Below are 17,202 nucleotides of genomic sequence, written 5' to 3'. Positions count from 1 at the left end.
TTGCCCGGTGTTGGTTAATTTCATAGTGTTTCGGTGGTCATTGCGTTAGGGAAACGCCCGGTTACATTCCGAACCCGGAAGCTAAGCCTTTCAGCGCCGATGGTACTGCAGGGGGGACCCTGTGGGAGAGTAGGACGCCGCCGAACAATTATTCCGGGAAAGCCCCGTGCCCTTGTGGCACGGGGCTTTTCTGCGTTCCGGGTACGGGGCCTGCCGCGTCCAGCAGCCGGCGGGTGGAGCTCGGGGCGAGGACTGCGTCGCCGCTCGCGTCGGCCCGGATGCCGGAGAGGCGCTCCTGCGGCATCGCGTCCTTGACGAGGAATCCGCTGGCTCCGGCCCGTTGACCGGTTCGTCGAGGATGAGGGTCGCCGGGGCGCCGAGGAGTGCGGGGGAGGCCGTGGGTGCGGGCGAGCGCCATGGGGTCGTTGAGGGCGGTGCGGCCCGGGTGGACCGTGCCAGGCGGGCACACGCCAAGAGCGCTCCGTCGCCTGTTGGTTGACGGCCCGTGTGGCCGCTGCGGGTGCCTCGACACGTCGGCGGCGCGCTTCACGGTGTATGGCGTTCCTCACAGCGAAAGCACAGGAAGTGAACGCAACTGCACCCATTCGTCTTTTCTGTCTGCCCGGGTGTCGTTGTTCCGGTCGGAATCCGTGAAAAACCCGTGACGGCATACCGATGTCCGGCTCTACGATCACTTCGAGTCGCACTTGCGTGCCCCGTCCGCTGCGACCCCTTCTTCTCTTTCCGGACCTCGAAGGGCTCATGTGAAGATCCGCCGAATTCTTGCCACAGCTGTTGCCGCCGCAGTGACCACGCCTGCCCTCGTGCTGTCGGTCACTCCCGCGTTCGCCGATGCCAAGCCGGCGTCGCAGACGCAGGAGAAGCCGTCCATCGCGGAACTGGAGAAGGCCGCCGCCGCGGCGAAGGCGGTGTACGACGACGCCCTTGCGGCTCAGGAGGCCGCCTACGCGGTGGTCGAGGTCGTCATGTCCGACACCAATCCGCTGGCGCTGGCCGCAGCGGAGGCCAAGACCGAGGCGGACGCGGCGGCCGCCGCGAAGACCGCCGCAGACCAGGCGGTCGTCGACGCCCAGGCCGTGGTCGAGGCCCTTAAGGACGACGACACCGCCGAGGTCAAGGAGGCCGCGCAGGCGGCTCTCACCAAGGCGCAGGCCGACGCCCTAGCCGCCGACACGGTGAATACCGCAGCGGACACCAAGCTCGAGGAAGCCCAGAAGGCCCGCGACGACGAGCGGGTCGACGCACTCCGGACGCTGCACCTGGCGAAGGAGGCCACCAAGGCGGCGCTCGCCGACAAGAAAGCCGCCGACGATGCCCTGGCCAAGGCGAAGGAGGATGCGGCCGAGGAGGGCGAGGACGACGAGGACTGCGTTCCCGAGCCCAAGCTCACCACGGTCGTCACGGGTCTGCCGTCCACGGTCGTCGCCGGCACGAAGGTCAACTTCAAGCTCCGGGTCACCAACGGCACCGACAAGACGATGGACGAGGTGTATCCGTTCGCCTATGTCCACGCCACGGACAAGAGCGGACTCAACAGTCTCGACGACCAGGTGCACGTGCAGTGGTCGTCCGGTTCTTCCTCGAAGTGGGAGAACGTCGACAACGAGAACTACATGGACCCCATCAGCTCGCTGAAGGGCGGCGCGCACGTCGACGTGAAGATGCGCCTCACGATCGACGCGTCGGCCCCCGCGGGCAACGGCGTCACCTTCGTCGCCGGCGACTACTGGAACGACAACGGCAGCTGCGGCGGAAGCCCGGACCTCGAGGGCTACGAGTTCCTGATCGCGGCGGCGGGCACCAAGCCCGGCAAGGTCGAGGACGCCAAGCCCGGCCCGACCAAGCCGAACACCTCGGACGTCAAGCCGCAGAGCGGCTCGTCGTCCACCCCGGTGGGCAGCCTCGCCGCCACGGGCTCGTCCGACGCCACGTCGCAGCTCGCCCTCGCGAGCGGGGCGGCCCTGGCGATCGGCGCCGGTGCGGTGTTCGTCGTACGCCGTCGCAAGGCGGGCTCCCACGCCTGACGCATGAGGCGGGGTGCCGGCCAGGTACCCCGACCGTCCGACGGGCCCGGCACCGGAAGGTGCCGGGCCCGTCGCCGTGGCACGACGGACCCGGCATATCCCGTTTGCCGTGGTGGGGACGGCGGTGCACGATCGGCGGATGGACTACGTCGTGCGTGCGGTACGGGCCGAGGAGTGGGAACGGGCCAAGGAGATCCGGTTGGCGGCCCTCAGGGATCCGGCTGCCCCGATCGCCTTCCTGGAGACCTACGAGCATGCGCTGACGAAGCCCGACGAGTTCTGGCAGGAGCGCACGGCGGGGGCCGCCACGGGGGAGCACAGCCGTCAGTTCATCGCGGAAGGGCCCGACGGCCCATGGGCGGGAACGGTGTCGGTACTCGTCGAGCGGCCCGCGGGCGAGCCGGGCTTCGGGGAGGCGGCCACGGTCGACCAGGCCCACCTGGTGGGGGTGTTCGTCCGGCCGGGGCACCGGGGGCACGGAGTGGTGGACGCGCTGTTCCGTGAGGCGATCCACTGGTCCTGGTCGCTGACCGGACCGCCGCTGGAACGTGTGCGGCTCTACGTCCACGAGGCCAACGCGAGGGCCGAGGCCTCCTATCGCCGGATCGGCTTCGTCCCCACCGGGCGGACCCTGCCGATGGAGGGCGATCCGACGGCACTGGAGCTGGAGTACGAGATCCGCCGCTAGCCGCTGGCTGCGCCGGCAGACGGAACCGGGGCCGATCCGGAGACGGGATCGGAACTGGGCGCGAACAGGATCGGTCAGTGTGGTCCGGGTGCCGGCAGCCGCTCCCGCCAGCGGGCCCGGGCCTGTTCCTCGGAGCGGAGCAGGACCAGGGTGGTCATTCCCTGGCCCTCACCGGCCGACAGCAGCTCCGGAAGCTGGGGAAGCGGAGCCACGGCCGCGACGTCGTCGAGGACGAGCGTCATTGGTGGGTCGAGCCGACCGTCGGTTGACCGTGCGGCCATGCGGCGGCCGTGCTCGACCACGTGCGAGGCGAGTGCGGTGAGCAGGGGCATCGCACCGGGGTGGTGGCGGGGATCCTCGATGGGTTCACCGACCACATAGAGCGTTCCCCCTTCGCGTGCAAAAGAATCCAGTACGAGCGCATCCGCTCGGTTGGGTGTGCACGCTTCACGGACGTGGACCGAGGAAAGGGCCGTGAAGGCACGCACGATCAGTTCCTGCGCCACCTCCCGGCGTTCGGGGTACGCGGTGAGTGCGGACTCCAGGAGTCCCGCGAGCCCTGAGGCGGCCTTGGGGTGAGTACGGAGCAGCCGCACCGGTTCGTGGCCCCCGGCGCCGGAGGCCCAGCGGTGGACCTGGCGGAAGGGCCGGCCGTCCACGGCGGCGGCGTGCAGCCAGCACCGGAGCAGGGTCTCGGCGGTGTCCGCGACAGCCGCGTCGACACGGGCCAGGGGGCGCACCGGGGTGAGGAGAGCGGCGGCCCTCGAGGCCGCGGTGGCGGGGTCTTCGCAGCCTGCCGTGGGCGCCCAGTGGAGGCGTGCCGGGGTGTCGCAGAGGTGGCCGGGATCGTAGACGAGGACGGGTCCGAGCTTGCTGCGGGCGTCCTTCGTGCCGGCCCAGACGGTCGGGTCCGAGGTCACGACGAGAGCGGGGCCGTCGGCGTCACGGATGGCCTGGACGGCGACCGGACGCCGGGTGGCGGACGCCCCGTAGAGGACGTGGGGGGTGCGGGGCGTGGGGACCAGCGGGGCGGTCTCCCGCGCGTACGTCCCGAGAGCTTCCACGGGAGCGGTCTCTGCGCTCTGCCGCGCGTGGGGCGCGATGGACGCGGGCACCGGGGCAGTCTCCACGGAGGTCGCAGAGGGAGTCGGTGCCGGCACCGGCGCGGGGGCCGCTTCGGCCGGGGCGGGAGCGGGCGTCCTGGCCGCTTCGGCGGGCGGCGCGTCCCGCCTGGGGTCCTGGGCCGCCTCCTGCGGTGGGGGAACGGGGCCGTAGGACGTCCTGGCCGCGTTCCGCTGTTCACGGACGAGCCTCCAGCGCGTCACCACGCCCATCGCGAACACCGTCAGGACCAGCAGCACCATCACTTCGCCGATGAACAGACCCCAGAACAGTCCGTATCCGGAGAGGTCGCCCGGAGGGGTGTCCGGCCAGGCGCCCGGCAGATCCGTCGGCTCGACCACAAGGGCACGGAGCGCCAGTGGTGTCCGCGTGAACGTGACGGCGTCCGGCCAGCCCCCGTGGGTGAACAGCCCCGCCAGACCCGTCGCCGTCCAGGCCAGGACGGTCAGTCCGGCCAGGAAGGCGAGGAGCCCGATCAGCAGCCCGTCGGGGATTCCTCCCTGGCCCTCTCCGCCGCGTCCCGAACCGGCTGGTGCCTGGCGTGCCATGTCATGCCACCGTTGACTCGGACGACTCGTTCAGCCGTTGCTGGTGCTCGATGCGCGCCGCCCGCTGCTCCGCCTCCAGCTCCGCGGCCCGCACGTCGTCGGGGAGCAGGTCCACGGCGGATCCCTCGGTCATCGCGCGGTCGGTGAAGACCAGGGGGCGTTCGGCCTCGGTGATCAGGTGTTTGACGACCTGTACGTTGCCGTTGACGTCCCATACGGCGATGCCCGGGGTCAGCGTCGGGATGATCTCGACCGCCCATCTGGGCAGGCCGATCACCTTGCCCGTCGCTCTGGCCTCGTCCGCTTTCTGCGCGTAGATCGTCCGGGTGGAGGCCATCTTCAGGATGGCCGCCGCTTCCTTCGCCGCCGCGCCGTCGACGACGTCGCTGAGGTGGTGGACGACCGCGACGAAGGAGAGGCCGAGACGGCGTCCGAACTTCAGCAGGCGCTGGAAGAGCTGGGCGACGAAGGGTGAGTTGATGATGTGCCAGGCCTCCTCGACCAGGAAGATGCGCTTCTTCCGGTCGGGCCTGATCCAGGTGTGCTCCAGCCAGACGCCGACGATCGCCATGAGGATCGGCATCGCGATGGAGTTCCGGTCGATGTGTGAGAGGTCGAAGACGATCAGCGGTGCGTCGAGGTCGATGCCGATCGTGGTCGGCCCGTCGAACATACCGCGCAGGTCACCGTCGACGAGGCGGTCCAGGACGAGGGCGACGTCCAGGCCCCAGGCCCGTACGTCGTCTATGTCGACGTTCATCGCCTCGGCCGACTCGGGCTTCGGGTGGCGCAGTTGTTCCACGATGTCCATCAGGACCGGCTGGCGCTGGGTGATGGTGTCGCTGACGTACGCGTGGGCGACCTTGAGTGCGAAGCCGGAGCGCTCGTCGAGGCCATGACCCATGGCGACCTCGATGATCGTACGGAGCAGGGCCAGCTGCCCGGTCGTGGTGATCGAAGGGTCGAGGGGGTTGAGCCGGATCCCGTCGTTCAGCGCGGCCGTCGGGTCGAGCCGGATGGGTGTGATGCCCAGTTCCTCGGCGATGAGGTTCCACTCGCCGACGCCGTCCTCACCCTGGGCGTCCAGGACGACCACCTGGCGGTCGCGGAAGCGGAGCTGGCGGAGCACATAGGTCTTCTCCAGCGCCGACTTGCCGTTGCCGGACTCGCCGAGGACCAGCCAGTGGGGGGCGGGGAGCTGTTGCCCGTACAGCTGGAAGGGGTCGTAGATGTAGCCCTTGCCCGAATACACCTCACGCCCGATGATCACGCCGGAGTCGCCGAGGCCGGGCGCGGCGGTCGGCAGGTAGACGGCCTGGGCCTGGCCCGTCGACGTACGCACCGGAAGCCGGGTCGTCTCCACGTTCCCGAAGAGGAAGGCGGTGAAGGCATCCGACAACGCGGACAGCGGATCTCGCATGGCGTGACTGCCCTCTCGTTAGCGACGGATGCCGGTGGCGAACGGCAAGGTGTTCACAAAGGCGCGGTGGTGCTCCCGGTCGCACCACTCCAGCTTCAGATACGACTTGCCGGCGGAGGCCCGGATCGTCCGCTTGTCGCGGGCGAGAGCCTCGGGGGACCGGGACGACACGGTGATGTACCCCACCAGATTCACCCCGGCCGCGCCGCTCGCCAGATCTTCACCCCGCTGGTCGAGCCGCCCGTGGGCGGCGATGTCGCGGGGGTCGACCGTGCGGTTCATCTTGGCCTGGCGGCTCGCCTCGGCGTCGTCGTTGGTCTTCTCGGTCAGCATCCGCTCGATGGCGATCTCGGTGGGTTCGAGGTCCATGCAGACGGCCACGGTGCGGATCACGTCGGGCGTGTGGACGAGGAGGGGCGCGAGGAAGTTCACGCCGACCGGTGTCATCGGCCATTCCTTCACCCAGGCCGTGGCGTGGCACCAAGGGGCGCGCGTAGTCGACTCACGGGTCTTGGCCTGCAGGAACGTCGGCTCCACCGCGTCGAGTTCGGCCGGCCAGGCGTTGCGCTTCGTCATCGCCTGGATGTGGTCGATGGGGTGGTCCGGGTCGTACATCGAGTGCACGAGGGAGGCCAGCCGGCTCTGCCCGAGCGGCTGGCGGACCCGGATGTCGGCCTCGGCGAGCCGGGCGCAGATGTCGGTCAGCTCGCGTGCCATGACGACGGCGAGGCCTGCGTCGCGGTCGACCTTGCGGCCGCCCTGGGGGCGCATGGCCCGGGCCATGGCGTTGGCTTCGGCGGCCAGGTCGCGGCTGTAGTGCATGCAGGCGACGAGGTAGGCGCGGTGCTGCTCGCTGGAGGTGGAGACCATCGACTGGAGCTGGTCGTAGGAGTCCTGGAGCCAGCCGGGCGCGGACCTGTCACCGCGCTGGGCGACGTCCTTGGCGTGCGCGTCCGGGTCGGCGGGCAGTGTGCGGGCCAGCATCTGGAGGCGCGTCACGAAGCCGTCGCCGTTGGCCACGTGCTTGAGCAGCGTGCCGAAGCGGTCGACCAGGGCTTCCTGGTCCTCGCTGTCGCGCAGGCCGACGCCGGGGCCCTCGATCTCGATGGCGGCGGTGACCGTACGCCGGTCGGCGTGCAGCAGTACGGCGATCTCGTCGGGGCCGAACGGTGCGGCGAGCCAGCTGATCCGGCCGATGCCGGGCGGGGGCCCGATCTCCACCTCGCGTCCGGCGGTGCTGACGCCGGCCTCCATGGCGGAAGAACGGTAGGCCGTGCCGCGGCGCAGGGTGCGCTTGAAGCTGCGGTTGATCTCGAACCACTTGTAGAAGGTGCGGCCCTTGTAGGGGACGTACACGACGGCCAGGGCCAGCATGGGGAAGCCCATGAGCGTCACGATCCGCAGGGAGAGGACCGGGACGAGGAGCCCGCTCATCATGCCGAGGAACGCCCCGGCGATGATCAGCGCGATCTCGCCCGTCTCACGGTTCTTGCCGATGATCGCGTTCGGCCGGGCGCGGCCGATGAGATACGTACGGCGGGGCGCGATCGTGTGGGACTGGGTCGTCAACGCCCCCCACCTCCTGTGTTCGTGCTACCTGTGCTGCCTGGACCGCTTCGTGAGGAGCGGGTGCCGTGGGGGGTGCCGGAGGTGGGTCCGGCACCACTGCGGGGCGACGGGGCGGAGCCGCCCCCTCCGCCCGGGTTGCGGGAGCTGTGGGCGGCGACACCGCCGCTGACCGGGTTGGAGGGCCGTGCGCCGCCACCGCCACCGCCTTCACCGCCGCCACCGCGGCCGCTGTGGGTCTTGATGCCCTGCGAGACGAGCGCGGCGGGCGAGCTGATCATCGCGGCGGCCTGGGAGCCGTCGGTGGCCTGCTTGCGGTTGGTGCGGGCGCCCTGGATCTCGTCACCGAAACCGGGGACGAAGCGGTAGATCATGGCGGAGGCGAAGATGGCCAGCAGGATGATGGCGAGGCCGGACACGACGGCCGAGAATGCGTTGGGGCCGTCGTCGGCGGAGAGCGCCCCGGCGAGCCCGAGCACGATGACGATGACGGGCTTCACCATGATCACGGCGATCATGATGCCCGCCCAGCGGCGGACGTGGCCCCACATGTTCTTGTCGACGAGCCCGGAGTACACGACGACACCCAGCAGGGCGCCCACGTAGAGCAGGGCGGCCCGGATCACGAGCTCCAGCCACAGGATGCCGGCGGCGAGGATCGAGACGAGCGAGACGACGATCAGCATGATCGGTCCGCCGCCGATGTCGTTGCCCTTCTTGAGCGCCTCGGCGAAGGACCCGAAGAAGACATCGTTCTGTCCGCCTGTCGCGGCGGAGATGACTTCCGTGACGCCGTCGGTGGCGGAGACGACCACGTACAGGATGAGCGGGGTGAAGGCCGAGGCGAGGACCGTGAGCCAGAGGAAGCCGATGGCCTCGGACATCGCCGTCGTGAACGGCACACCCCTGATGGCGCGCTTGGCCACGGCGAAGAGCCACAGGACCAGAGTGAGGATGGTGGACGCCGCGAAGACGACGGCGTACTGGGTGCGGAACGTGGAGTTGGTGAAGTCGACGGTCGCGGTGCTCTCCACGGCCTCACTGAGCTTGCCCACGAGGTAGGCGGCGGCGTCGGCGCAGCCGCGGGCGAGCGAGGTGAGGGGGTCCATGGCGTCGTCGGTGACGGTGGGCGTGCTGCGGGCACCGGAGCCGGCTTCGCCCTCGCAATAATCCTTGGCGGGGCCGACGATGAGGTCACACTTGTCCTGATTGGACGGCGTAGGTGTCGGCGAGGGAGCCGCTGCGGCACGGGCGGCCAGGATGACGACGGTTGCCTGGAGACTCGCTAGGACAGCGCCGGTCCTCAGCGTTAGGCGTGCACTAGCGGGCATAGGTGAACCCTCCGTACTCCTCGACAGCCTTGGCGATCTCATCGGCATTGGAGGCTGTGCGGTCGGTGTTCACAGGGGCGGGGCCGTCCTTTTGCGAAAAGCTGTCGACTCTCCAGTCACCGTCGGCCCACCGGAGCGCCAGGGTCATGGTGAACCAGTCGTTACTCACGGGGTTGGTCGAGCTGACACCGGCGGTACCGAAGACGCCGGTGCACCAGACTTCAACCGTCGCTGAGCCCGCTGCATAGGCAGCCGTTTTCGTTCCGACAGGTGCAGTTCTGGAAACGTAGGTCATCCCCGGAGCCGCGTTGCCCTTGGCGTCAAGGCCGACCTTGTCCAGGAAATCTCTGTCATATGCCTGGTTGAACCGTGTCTCCAACTCGTTCACTCGGTCCGCGACGAAGATTCGTCGGACGATGTCGCCGCGACGCTCAGGCTGGAGAATCTCTGCGGAGACCAGCGCCACCGCGTAGTTCGCAGCCGCGCTCTGCGCCCCCTGCTCGTCATGTGCGAAGCCCGACGCGATCGTGCCGTTCTTGCCCTGGACCGGCTTCGTGCCCGTCGCGGCCGTCGGGCCCGCGCCCGCCGCGTCCGACTTCTTCTCCTTGCCGCCGTCCGTGCCGCCGCCCCCGCCCTGGTTCGCGAACGCGATCGCCGCGATCAGCAGCACGACCACACCCACCACCATGATCAGCGAGCGGGAGTTCCGGGCGGGCCGGCGGGCGTAGCCCTCGCCCTCGTCACCGCCGGGCAGGCGCGTGCGTGTCTGCCGCGTCCCGCCGAGGGTGCTGTACGCGTCGTCGTTGCGGTTTCCCGGCTCGTGACCGCCGTAACCGCGTTCGTCGCCCTGGCTCATGCCGCGTACGCCCCCTCAGCCGTGTGCAGTTCCGCGCAGTACGACGGTAGCGCTGCTGGTTTCCGCGTGGACGCGGTCTGGTGACTCGACATCAGGGGAGGCAACCTCTGCCGGTGGGCACGACGGACGGGTGGTGTGGGGGTGGGCCGGGGAGGGGCCGGGGCAGGGTGCTGGTCCGACCGTGGGTCAGACAGCCATTCCGTACACGATGGTGAACAGCGTGCCCAGCGATCCGATGATGAAGACGCCGGTCAGCCCTGCCACGATCAGGCCCTTGCCCTGTTCCGCGCTGAAGGTGTCGCGCAGCGCCGTCGCGCCGATGCGCTGTTTCGCGGCGCCCCAGATCGCGATGCCGAGACAGAGGAGGATGGCGACCGCCATCACCACCTCGATCATGATGCGCGCCTCGTTGCCCAGGGTCCCGAACGGCCCCCAGTTCGGGGCGATTCCGCCGATGATGGTGGTGATGTCGCCCTTTTCCGCTGCCAGGATCATGTAAGTCACCGCCCCTGTTGGGTAATTCGCAGCCCATGCCGTGCGACACGGGTCGGTCTCTATCTTCGCTGATGAAACCGGCATCGCACGACGCCTTCCCGGGTCTCTTTACCCGGATCTCGCACGTTTGACCGGAGGAGCCGCCCTGACCTGCGGCTCACTTCGGATTCCGCCCGCATATGCATGGTTACTCTGTGTATCACGCTCTGTGACCGCTAGCAACGACGGTGGCCATGGGTTCCGGGTGCGGTGGGTGCGTTCACCGGCCGTCGGGCATTCGTACGCGCTGTTCGAGAGCCGTGTGCGCGCCGGTGGCTTCCGGCCGAGGTGCCGTCAGGTGCTGTGCGAGGAGCAGCGTGTGGCTACGGGGATCGGAGCACGGTGCGTACGGGTGCGGGGCCCCGGGGTGGGGTCGTCCAGTGCGGTGGTGGCTTGAATTCGCACCAGGAGCCGTCGAACGGGAACGCTCCGGTCTCGGCGAGACGGGCCAGACGTCGTCCTTCGGTGCGTATGGCCGCCGCCTCCTTCGCGGACCAGTAGGCGGGGTGCCCGGTCTTCTCGGCGAACGACCGCTCGTCCTTCCATTGCCAGTTGCGGTCCGGTGCCACGAGGACGTCCAGCTCGTGATCGGTCACGTCGATGTCCTCGCCGTGATGGGTCCGGTGTTCCAGGTTCACGTACCAGCCGCGGAACTTCTGTCCGCGGCCGAAGAACCAGAACACCGCGTGAGCGGCTCCGGCCGGCTGGTGGATGAGGGCACTTCCCCGGGGCCACCGGCCGGCCCTGGCCGGATAGCCGTGCGGCGGCCGGGTCTCGGGTGCGATGTCCCGCAGGTGTGTCCGGCGGGGCAGTTCCGTCCGCCACATCGGGGTGCCGGACTCCAGCCACACCCACTGGCCCTCGTCCGTCCGTTCGACCAGGCGTACGGGTACGGAGGAGCTCAGGTGCCCACCGATGAAGAGGTTCCAGCGGAGGATCTGCCCCGTGTCTGAGCCCGCACTCTCCCCGTACCGGCCCGCGCCCGCCGCAGCCGAGCTCCCGCCCCCGTTCACGGCCCTGGTCATCGGGCGAGGAGTGCCAGGTCCTCGTCGGTGAGCCGCAGCGCTCCGGCGGCCACGTTCTCGACGAGATGGTCGGGGTTGCCGGTGCCGGGGATGGCCAGGACGTGCGGTCCCTGGTGCAGTGTCCAGGCCAGCCGTACCTGGGCCGGGGTCGCCCCGTGTCCGCGTGCGACCTTGAGTACCGCCTCGTCGTGGGTGCTGCTCGCGCCTCCCTCTCGCCCGGCGCCCGCGATGGCGAAGAACGGTACGAAGGCGATGCCCTGTTCGCCGCAGGCACGCGGGAAGGCGTGGGCCTCGGCGGGGGAGTCGATGCCGTAGGCGTTCTGCACGCAGACCACGGGTGCGATGCGCCGGGCCTCGGCGAGCTGTTCCGGTGTGGTGTTGGAGATGCCGAGGTGGCGGATGAGGCCGGCCTCGCGGAGCTCGGCCAGGGCGCCGAAGTGGTCGGCGACGGAAGCGGACGCCTGGCTGCCCGCGAGGCGCAGGTTCACCACGTCCAGGTGGTCGCGGCCGAGCTGGCGCAGGTTCTCCTCGACCTGGCCGCGCAGCTGCTCCGGCGTGGCCCATACGAATGCGCCGGAGGGGTCCCGGCCGGGGCCGACCTTGGTCGTGATGACCAGGTCCTCGGGGTAGGGGGAGAGCGCGCTGTTGATGAGTTCGTTGGCGGACCGCAGAGGCGAGAAGTAGAAGGCCGCGGTGTCGATGTGGTTCACGCCGAGTTCGACGGCGCGGCGCAGGACGCCCATGGCACGGTCCCGGTCGCTGGGTGCCCGGTCGGCGAACGCCTCACCGTTCTGCGGGAGGCGCATCGAGCCGAAGCCGAGGCGGTTGACCGTCAGGTCACCCAGTTTCCAGGTGCCGGACGCCGCTGCCGATACGGATGCCGATACGGATGCCGATGCGCTGATCGTTTCCGATGAGGAGTGCATCGTCGGATTGTTCCACCGGTCCGGTTGCCGCGGTTGCCGATGCGCCGTCTCAGGCCCTCCCCTTCAGCGTCGCCGTGAAGCTGCGGCCGTAGGCGTGGTGGGTCGTGACGTCGAGGCGGGTGCCGCCGGGGACGTGGTGCACGCGGACCCCGGTGTCGGCCGAGACGCTCCGCAGGGGACGGCCGTGGAGGGTGACGGACACGGTGCGCCGTGTCGTCGTGGGGTCGGACACCGCGACGGAGTACGAGCCGTCCTCGGTGCGGCGCAGCAGGACGCTCGCCGGGCCGTCGATGGAGAGGCGCCCCGCCCGGTGTGTACCGGGGGTGAAGGCGTTGGCGGCGGTGATGGCCAGGTGGGTGTGCGTCGCGGCCTGCAGGCGCTCCGTGTTGGACAGCACGGACAGCGGGCCGTGGGAGTAGGACGCCAGTTGCCGTGCGGAGGCGTTCGGGACGAGGGCGTGCGCCATGGAGGTCGGTCTCGCTCCGGCGGTCTGCTCGTAGGAGAGGGTGAAGAGCTGCTTGGTCACCGGGGTGTCGGCGTTGGTGAGGCGTACGAGGCGTCTGCTGCGCGTGACCGTGTCGAGTGCGACGACCGGCGGTGGGCCGGACAGGAAGACGTATCCGACCGCGGTCCTCTGCCCGGCGTCGGAGTAGCGCAGCCAGGCCGGCGGGGCGGTGCCGGTCCGCTGCCAGGGCGACCCGTCGCGGAGGCCGCCGGTGACGGCGACGGGTGAGGAGGGGTCGGCGATGCGGCTGTCGACGGTCGTCGTCACCGCGCGGCCCGCCGACCCGGTCACGCCCGCGGAGAGTACGAGGATCTCGTCGTCGAACATGAACCAGGACCTGGTGGCACGCGCCGCGCGGTAGGCCACGAAGTCCTCGGGCAGCGTGCCCGCCTGCCGGGCGGCGTAGGCGGCGTCGTCGGACAGCACGAGGCCCGCGGCCCCGTAGGCGCCGAGGCGGGCGCCGCCGGAGAACTCCTCGGTGGCGCGCGGGAAGTAGACGTAGGTGTTCTGTGCTTCGGAGGAGGAGGTGAAGCCGTGCTCGGGGTTGTCGTACCAGAGGGTGCCGTAGAGCTCCGGGACGGTGTGCCGGGTCTCGGCGGGGGCGGTGACGCCCGCGAGCCGGTGGGGCGGGACGGAGGTGAAGTAGTCGACGCCGAACGCCTGCCGCTGGTCCGTGCCGGACAGGTACAGGTAGTGGGCGCCGGTGCCCTGGAACCACGGCATCAGGTTCTCGCCGCTCATGTACTCGTACATGCTGACGCGTGCGGAGCTGCGGGCGAGCGCGAAGGCGTAGCCGGGCCGGCGGTGGACGGTCCGGTCCATGGCGTTGTACGCGGTGTGGGAGGCGGCGGGGCCGATATCCCTCGCGGGCACGGAGGAGCTGAGGATGTCGGCGTAGCGGGCGATGCTGACGGGGGACGCGAAGGCGGTGGGGTCGAGGCTCGCCTTCGAGGTCTGCCGGACGTGTTTGACGTAGCCCTGGAGGGCCTCTGCGTCGCTGCTCGCCGTGTGTGCGGAGAGGTCGACGACGGCCTCGACGACGGCGGTGACGTCCGCGTACCCCGTGCCGGTCCGTGAGACGGCGCGCCCCTTGACGATCTCCATCATCCAGCCCTCGAAGACGAGCGGGGCGAAGCCGGCGGTGATCCAGCCCTGTACGACACCGGGCAGGCCGTCGTCGGGGACGTAGCCGCTGCCGTCGAGGATCTTGATGGTCTGGACGATCCGGGTGAGCAGTCCCTTGCCGTAGGAGCCGGTGTAGGCGACGGAGCCGTGCTGCACGAAGGAACCATCGGCGTAGAAACCGTCGGTGACCCCGTGGCGCGGCTGGTAGGGGTCGACCGTGGCGAAGACGGTCAGCTGATCGGCGAGGGCCTTGGTGATGCGGGCCTCGTCGCCGAGCAGGGCGCCCTGGAGGATCCGGTTCGTCGTGATGTCGGCGAGGTTGGCGCCGGTGTGGAAGCGGGAGTCGAGATCGACGTCGCCGTCCTTGCCGTTGCGCAGGTAGGCGTCCATGGAGGCGATGTAGGTCGCGGTGAGTTCCGGGCGGTGCCCGGCGACGTCGTCCCGGAGGAGGACCAGGGTCCTGGTGGCGTAGCCCGGTATCCCGATCTCCCAGTGGAACCAGTTGCCGTAGTAGCCCTGGGACTGGTCACCGAAGCAGTCGTCGTGGAGCCGGGCCAGACCGTCGACGACGCGGCGGCGGACCGTCGCGTCGGCGTACGCGCCGGGGCCCTCGGTGCCGGGGAGGCAGGTGGCCAGGGCGATCTCGTAGAGGTACTGGTACGACGTGCTGAGGTTGGGGTCGCTGGTGCCGAGCGGTACGCCCTCGAAGAGCTCGTCCTCCCCGGCGCGGTCCATCGCCGCGAGCCGGGCCCGTGCCGTCGCCCGCAGTGCGGCGAGTTTCGGGGCGACCTCGGGGCGGGCGTTGGACTCGGCGGTGCCGGCGAGGACCGCGACGGTGTTGCGGAGGAGGGTGGCCGCATCCGCCGGTACCGAGGTCGCGGGGGCGCCGGTCGGACCACGGCGGGGCTCCGCCTCGGCCCTCAGGGCCTGGGACATCGCCCACAGTGTGGCTGCGGGGATCACGGACAGTGCGGAACGACGCGAGAGCTCCACCAGCACGCTCCAAAGTCCGGCCCGTCAGCGCTTGTTGCCTCCGGTCCCAGCCACGGTCCCAGCCAACCAACGGTCTCTCCCGGGTGTCAACGGCGGGGTGACGGCTCGTGGCAGCGGCTCCGCACCCGTGGGCCGGGTGCGGAGCCGCCTGTGGTGTGCCGGTCAGGTGGGCTACCGGGTCAGCTCTGCCGCACCCGGCGCCGGCGCATCCACCAGGTCAGGGCTCCACCGGCTGCCGCCAGGACGGCTGCGATGGCGGTGATGAGGCCGACGGGGGTGTCGGAACCGGTGCCGGCGAGGTTGCCGTCGGGGTTCTGGGCGGGTGGCGTGGGCTTTCCGTCGTTGCCACCCGGTGCGGTGGAGGGTGACGGGGTGCCTGTCGGCTTGTCGGTCGGTTCGTCGGTGGGCTTGTCTGTCGGGGTGGGTGTGGGAGCGGGGTCCTCGTCGCCGCCGGTGGACTCTCCGGCGGTGTTCCCGCCGAGCATCACATTGCCGTCCTGGTCCGCGTCGTCGGTCATCTGCCCGACGGCGAACTGCGCGGTGCGGGGCTTGTACGGGTGCTCGGCCTTGAAGCGCACCGGGTCCAGGTTGCGCTTGGGCTGCTTGGAGAAGTCGACTCCGCCGACGATGTAGACCATCACGCCCTCGTCGGTGTCCACGTCGTACTGGAACTCCCCGTCGAGGAAGATCTTCCGGTACTCCTGGAACAGTTCGTTCTTGTCCCAGTCCTGGTGGGGGGCGCGCAGCGGCCACTTGGACACGTCGTTGCCGTTGATGACGTCGTGGTAGTCGGTGGCGGACCCGGCGTCCTGCTGGCGGATGTACTCGGCGGCCACCCGGGCGGTGTAGACGCTGCGCAGGTCCGCGTACTGCGGTGCCGTGTTGATGGTCTTCTCGACCTCGGGGACGATCATCCGGTCGATGACCTGCTGTGCCTGGTCCCGTTCCGCCTCGGTCGGGTCGCAGATCTGCTCACCGCCGGGGTCGGTGTCGAAGTCCTGCGGTGTGGACTTCAGCCGCAGGGGGGCGTCGAGGATGTAGATGCCGCCGTCCTGCTCGCGGACCGACGCGGTCTTCGGCTCGATCCAGTTGCGGATCCCCGTGAAGCAGGGCCGGCCGTTCACCTTCGGCAGGGACGCCCAGAACTGTTCGCCGAGGTCGGTCTCGGGGTCCATCGCCTTGAAGAAGTCGTGCTTCATCTGGAGGTCGGCCTCGAGGAGGACCCGGCCGGCGTCGGTCTTCCCGAACGCGGAGTCCATCACCCGGTCGGGCTCGTCCGGGTTCAGGTTCACCCAGAACTTGTCCGGAGTCAGCGCCAGCCAGGTGAAGAACGCGTCCGAGATGAGCTGCGCCTTCTCCTGGCCTCCCCAGCCGGCCGCGTACTCGTCGTCGACCTTCTTCGCGGAGAAGGCGTAGTTCAGGCCCTCGCCCTTGACGGGTTCGCCGATGTACCGCAGGTCCAGCGTGGAGAAGTCGATGCCGCCGGGGCCCCTGGGCATCCGGCCCTGGGGGTCGTTCGCCCTGATGCGGTCGAGCTGGTCCTTGAGGGTCTTCGGGTTGGGCGGCGACTGCCGGATCAGGTCGTTGCCGCCGCCCCGCGATCCGGTGTTCTTCCCCGCGCCGTTGGACAGGAACTGGTCGTTGCGCCGGTAGGGGCCGTTCTGGGCCGCCTTGGGCGCCTGCGGTTTGTGGTCGGAGTGGAAGTTGTACTCCCGCACCCGCTCACGACCCACCGCGTCCTTGCCCGCGGTCTGCTTCATGTCCTTCATGAAGGTGCGGGCTTCGCTCTTCTGCTCCTCCCCGAAGACGAAGGTGTACTTGTAGGACTTCCAGCCCTTGTGACGGGCCCAGGCCTTGTCGGCGGGGGTCTGGGACGCGTCCGGCTTGCCGTTCGACTTCATCTCGACGATCTCGCGGGACTTCTTGTTGTACGCGTCCAGGACCCGCTTGTGGCGCTCGCCGGTGTCCGGGTCGGTGAAGTACACCTCCTTCTGGCAGATCCAGTCCGGGCCGGTGAGGCCCATCTCCTTGACGACCTTCTTCTCGAACGCCTCACCGCGTGGGTCGTTGCCCTGGTTGGGGATGTACTGCTTGGTGAGGTAGTCGTCGAAGTTCGTCCACCGCTTCTGGGCGTTGAAGCGGGCGTAGATGCGACGCGGGTCGCTGTGCGGGTACTTCTTGTAGTCCTTCCCGGCGGCTTCCAGCTCCTGCTGGGTGGGGTTGAGCCCGTCGAACTCCATGCCGGGGTTCACGTACGGGTACTGGTCCCACAGGTCCTTGACGCGCGAGGCGTCGGCCTGGGGGAGCTGCTTGGCGGGAGTTCCCTTGAGGCCGAACAGCTCGTCGCATCGTTTGCCGGGCTTGAGCGCCGGCGGCTTGGCCGCCTCCGCGGTGCCGAGCGAGGGAAAGCCGGTCATGGTCATGACAGCTGTACAGGCCAGGGCGAGGACGCCGCGGGCCCATACGCGCCGTTGCGGCAGTCGTATGAACTGGGTCACGTCGAATTCTCCTGGGGGGC

Annotated in this window: 12 protein-coding genes, 1 rRNA gene and 1 pseudogene; 3 read left to right on the top strand and 11 right to left on the bottom strand. The window is 69.7% G+C overall.

The window, feature by feature from the left end; all coding sequences use genetic code 11:
- Positions 1–29: 29 nt before the first annotated feature.
- A 5S ribosomal RNA gene (gene rrf, locus LWJ43_RS15180) occupies positions 30–146 on the top strand.
- A 47-nt stretch (positions 147–193) separates the two neighbouring features.
- Here rrf and LWJ43_RS15175 read toward each other — a convergent pair.
- Positions 194–346, bottom strand: a pseudogene (locus tag LWJ43_RS15175) (DNA-binding response regulator); the annotation flags it as partial.
- A 418-nt stretch (positions 347–764) separates the two neighbouring features.
- Between LWJ43_RS15175 and LWJ43_RS15170 the strand changes: the two are divergent.
- Both LWJ43_RS15170 and LWJ43_RS15165 read left to right on the top strand, forming a co-directional pair.
- Positions 765–2,045 (top strand): LAETG motif-containing sortase-dependent surface protein, encoded by a 1,281-nt coding sequence (locus tag LWJ43_RS15170; protein ID WP_277332788.1) that lies wholly within the window; start codon positions 765–767, stop codon positions 2,043–2,045.
- Between the two features lie 139 nt (positions 2,046–2,184).
- On the top strand, positions 2,185–2,733 hold the full coding sequence (locus LWJ43_RS15165) for a GNAT family N-acetyltransferase (protein ID WP_277332787.1): 549 nt from the start codon (positions 2,185–2,187) through the stop codon (positions 2,731–2,733).
- A 74-nt stretch (positions 2,734–2,807) separates the two neighbouring features.
- Here LWJ43_RS15165 and LWJ43_RS15160 read toward each other — a convergent pair whose 3' ends face one another.
- The 10 genes from LWJ43_RS15160 to LWJ43_RS15115 all read right to left on the bottom strand — a co-directional run bounded on the left by LWJ43_RS15160 (position 2,808) and on the right by LWJ43_RS15115 (position 17,182).
- The gene (locus LWJ43_RS15160; protein WP_277332786.1) at positions 2,808–4,403 is read right to left on the bottom strand and encodes a type IV secretory system conjugative DNA transfer family protein; all 1,596 of its coding nucleotides are present in this window, start codon (positions 4,401–4,403) and stop codon (positions 2,808–2,810) included.
- A gap of 1 nt (position 4,404) precedes the next feature.
- Positions 4,405–5,823 carry an ATP-binding protein gene (locus tag LWJ43_RS15155; protein WP_277332785.1) on the bottom strand — a complete coding sequence of 473 codons (1,419 nt, stop codon included), beginning with the start codon at positions 5,821–5,823 and terminating at the stop codon, positions 4,405–4,407.
- An 18-nt stretch (positions 5,824–5,841) separates the two neighbouring features.
- Positions 5,842–7,392, bottom strand: coding sequence for an SCO6880 family protein (locus LWJ43_RS15150; RefSeq protein ID WP_277332784.1), 1,551 nt, complete (start codon positions 7,390–7,392; stop codon positions 5,842–5,844).
- Positions 7,389–8,720, bottom strand: a complete 1,332-nt coding sequence (locus LWJ43_RS15145; protein WP_277332783.1) for a hypothetical protein — start codon at positions 8,718–8,720, stop codon at positions 7,389–7,391. Before LWJ43_RS15145 ends, LWJ43_RS15150 begins: the two co-directional genes overlap by 4 nt.
- Positions 8,710–9,576 carry a hypothetical protein gene (locus LWJ43_RS15140; protein WP_277332782.1) on the bottom strand — a complete coding sequence of 289 codons (867 nt, stop codon included), beginning with the start codon at positions 9,574–9,576 and terminating at the stop codon, positions 8,710–8,712. The genes LWJ43_RS15145 and LWJ43_RS15140 overlap by 11 nt, the downstream gene beginning before the upstream one ends.
- Before the next feature lie 186 nt (positions 9,577–9,762).
- Positions 9,763–10,071, bottom strand: a complete 309-nt coding sequence (locus LWJ43_RS15135; protein WP_014047394.1) for a hypothetical protein — start codon at positions 10,069–10,071, stop codon at positions 9,763–9,765.
- A 362-nt stretch (positions 10,072–10,433) separates the two neighbouring features.
- On the bottom strand, positions 10,434–11,135 hold the full coding sequence (locus tag LWJ43_RS15130) for a ribonuclease FAU-1 family protein (RefSeq protein ID WP_277332781.1): 702 nt from the start codon (positions 11,133–11,135) through the stop codon (positions 10,434–10,436).
- Positions 11,132–12,061 (bottom strand): aldo/keto reductase, encoded by a 930-nt coding sequence (locus LWJ43_RS15125; RefSeq protein ID WP_277332780.1) that lies wholly within the window; start codon positions 12,059–12,061, stop codon positions 11,132–11,134. The genes LWJ43_RS15130 and LWJ43_RS15125 overlap by 4 nt, the downstream gene beginning before the upstream one ends.
- A gap of 49 nt (positions 12,062–12,110) precedes the next feature.
- The gene (locus LWJ43_RS15120; RefSeq protein ID WP_277332779.1) at positions 12,111–14,684 is read right to left on the bottom strand and encodes a polysaccharide lyase family 8 super-sandwich domain-containing protein; all 2,574 of its coding nucleotides are present in this window, start codon (positions 14,682–14,684) and stop codon (positions 12,111–12,113) included.
- A 179-nt stretch (positions 14,685–14,863) separates the two neighbouring features.
- Positions 14,864–17,182 carry a hypothetical protein gene (locus LWJ43_RS15115; RefSeq protein ID WP_277332778.1) on the bottom strand — a complete coding sequence of 773 codons (2,319 nt, stop codon included), beginning with the start codon at positions 17,180–17,182 and terminating at the stop codon, positions 14,864–14,866.
- Between the last annotated feature and the right edge of the window lie 20 nt (positions 17,183–17,202).

Source organism: Streptomyces sp. JH34, assembly GCF_029428875.1.
Taxonomy (GTDB): Bacteria; Actinomycetota; Actinomycetes; order Streptomycetales; family Streptomycetaceae; genus Streptomyces.
The sequence above is the reverse complement of the archived record's forward strand: the minus strand, read 5'-3'. Positions and strand labels throughout refer to the sequence as shown.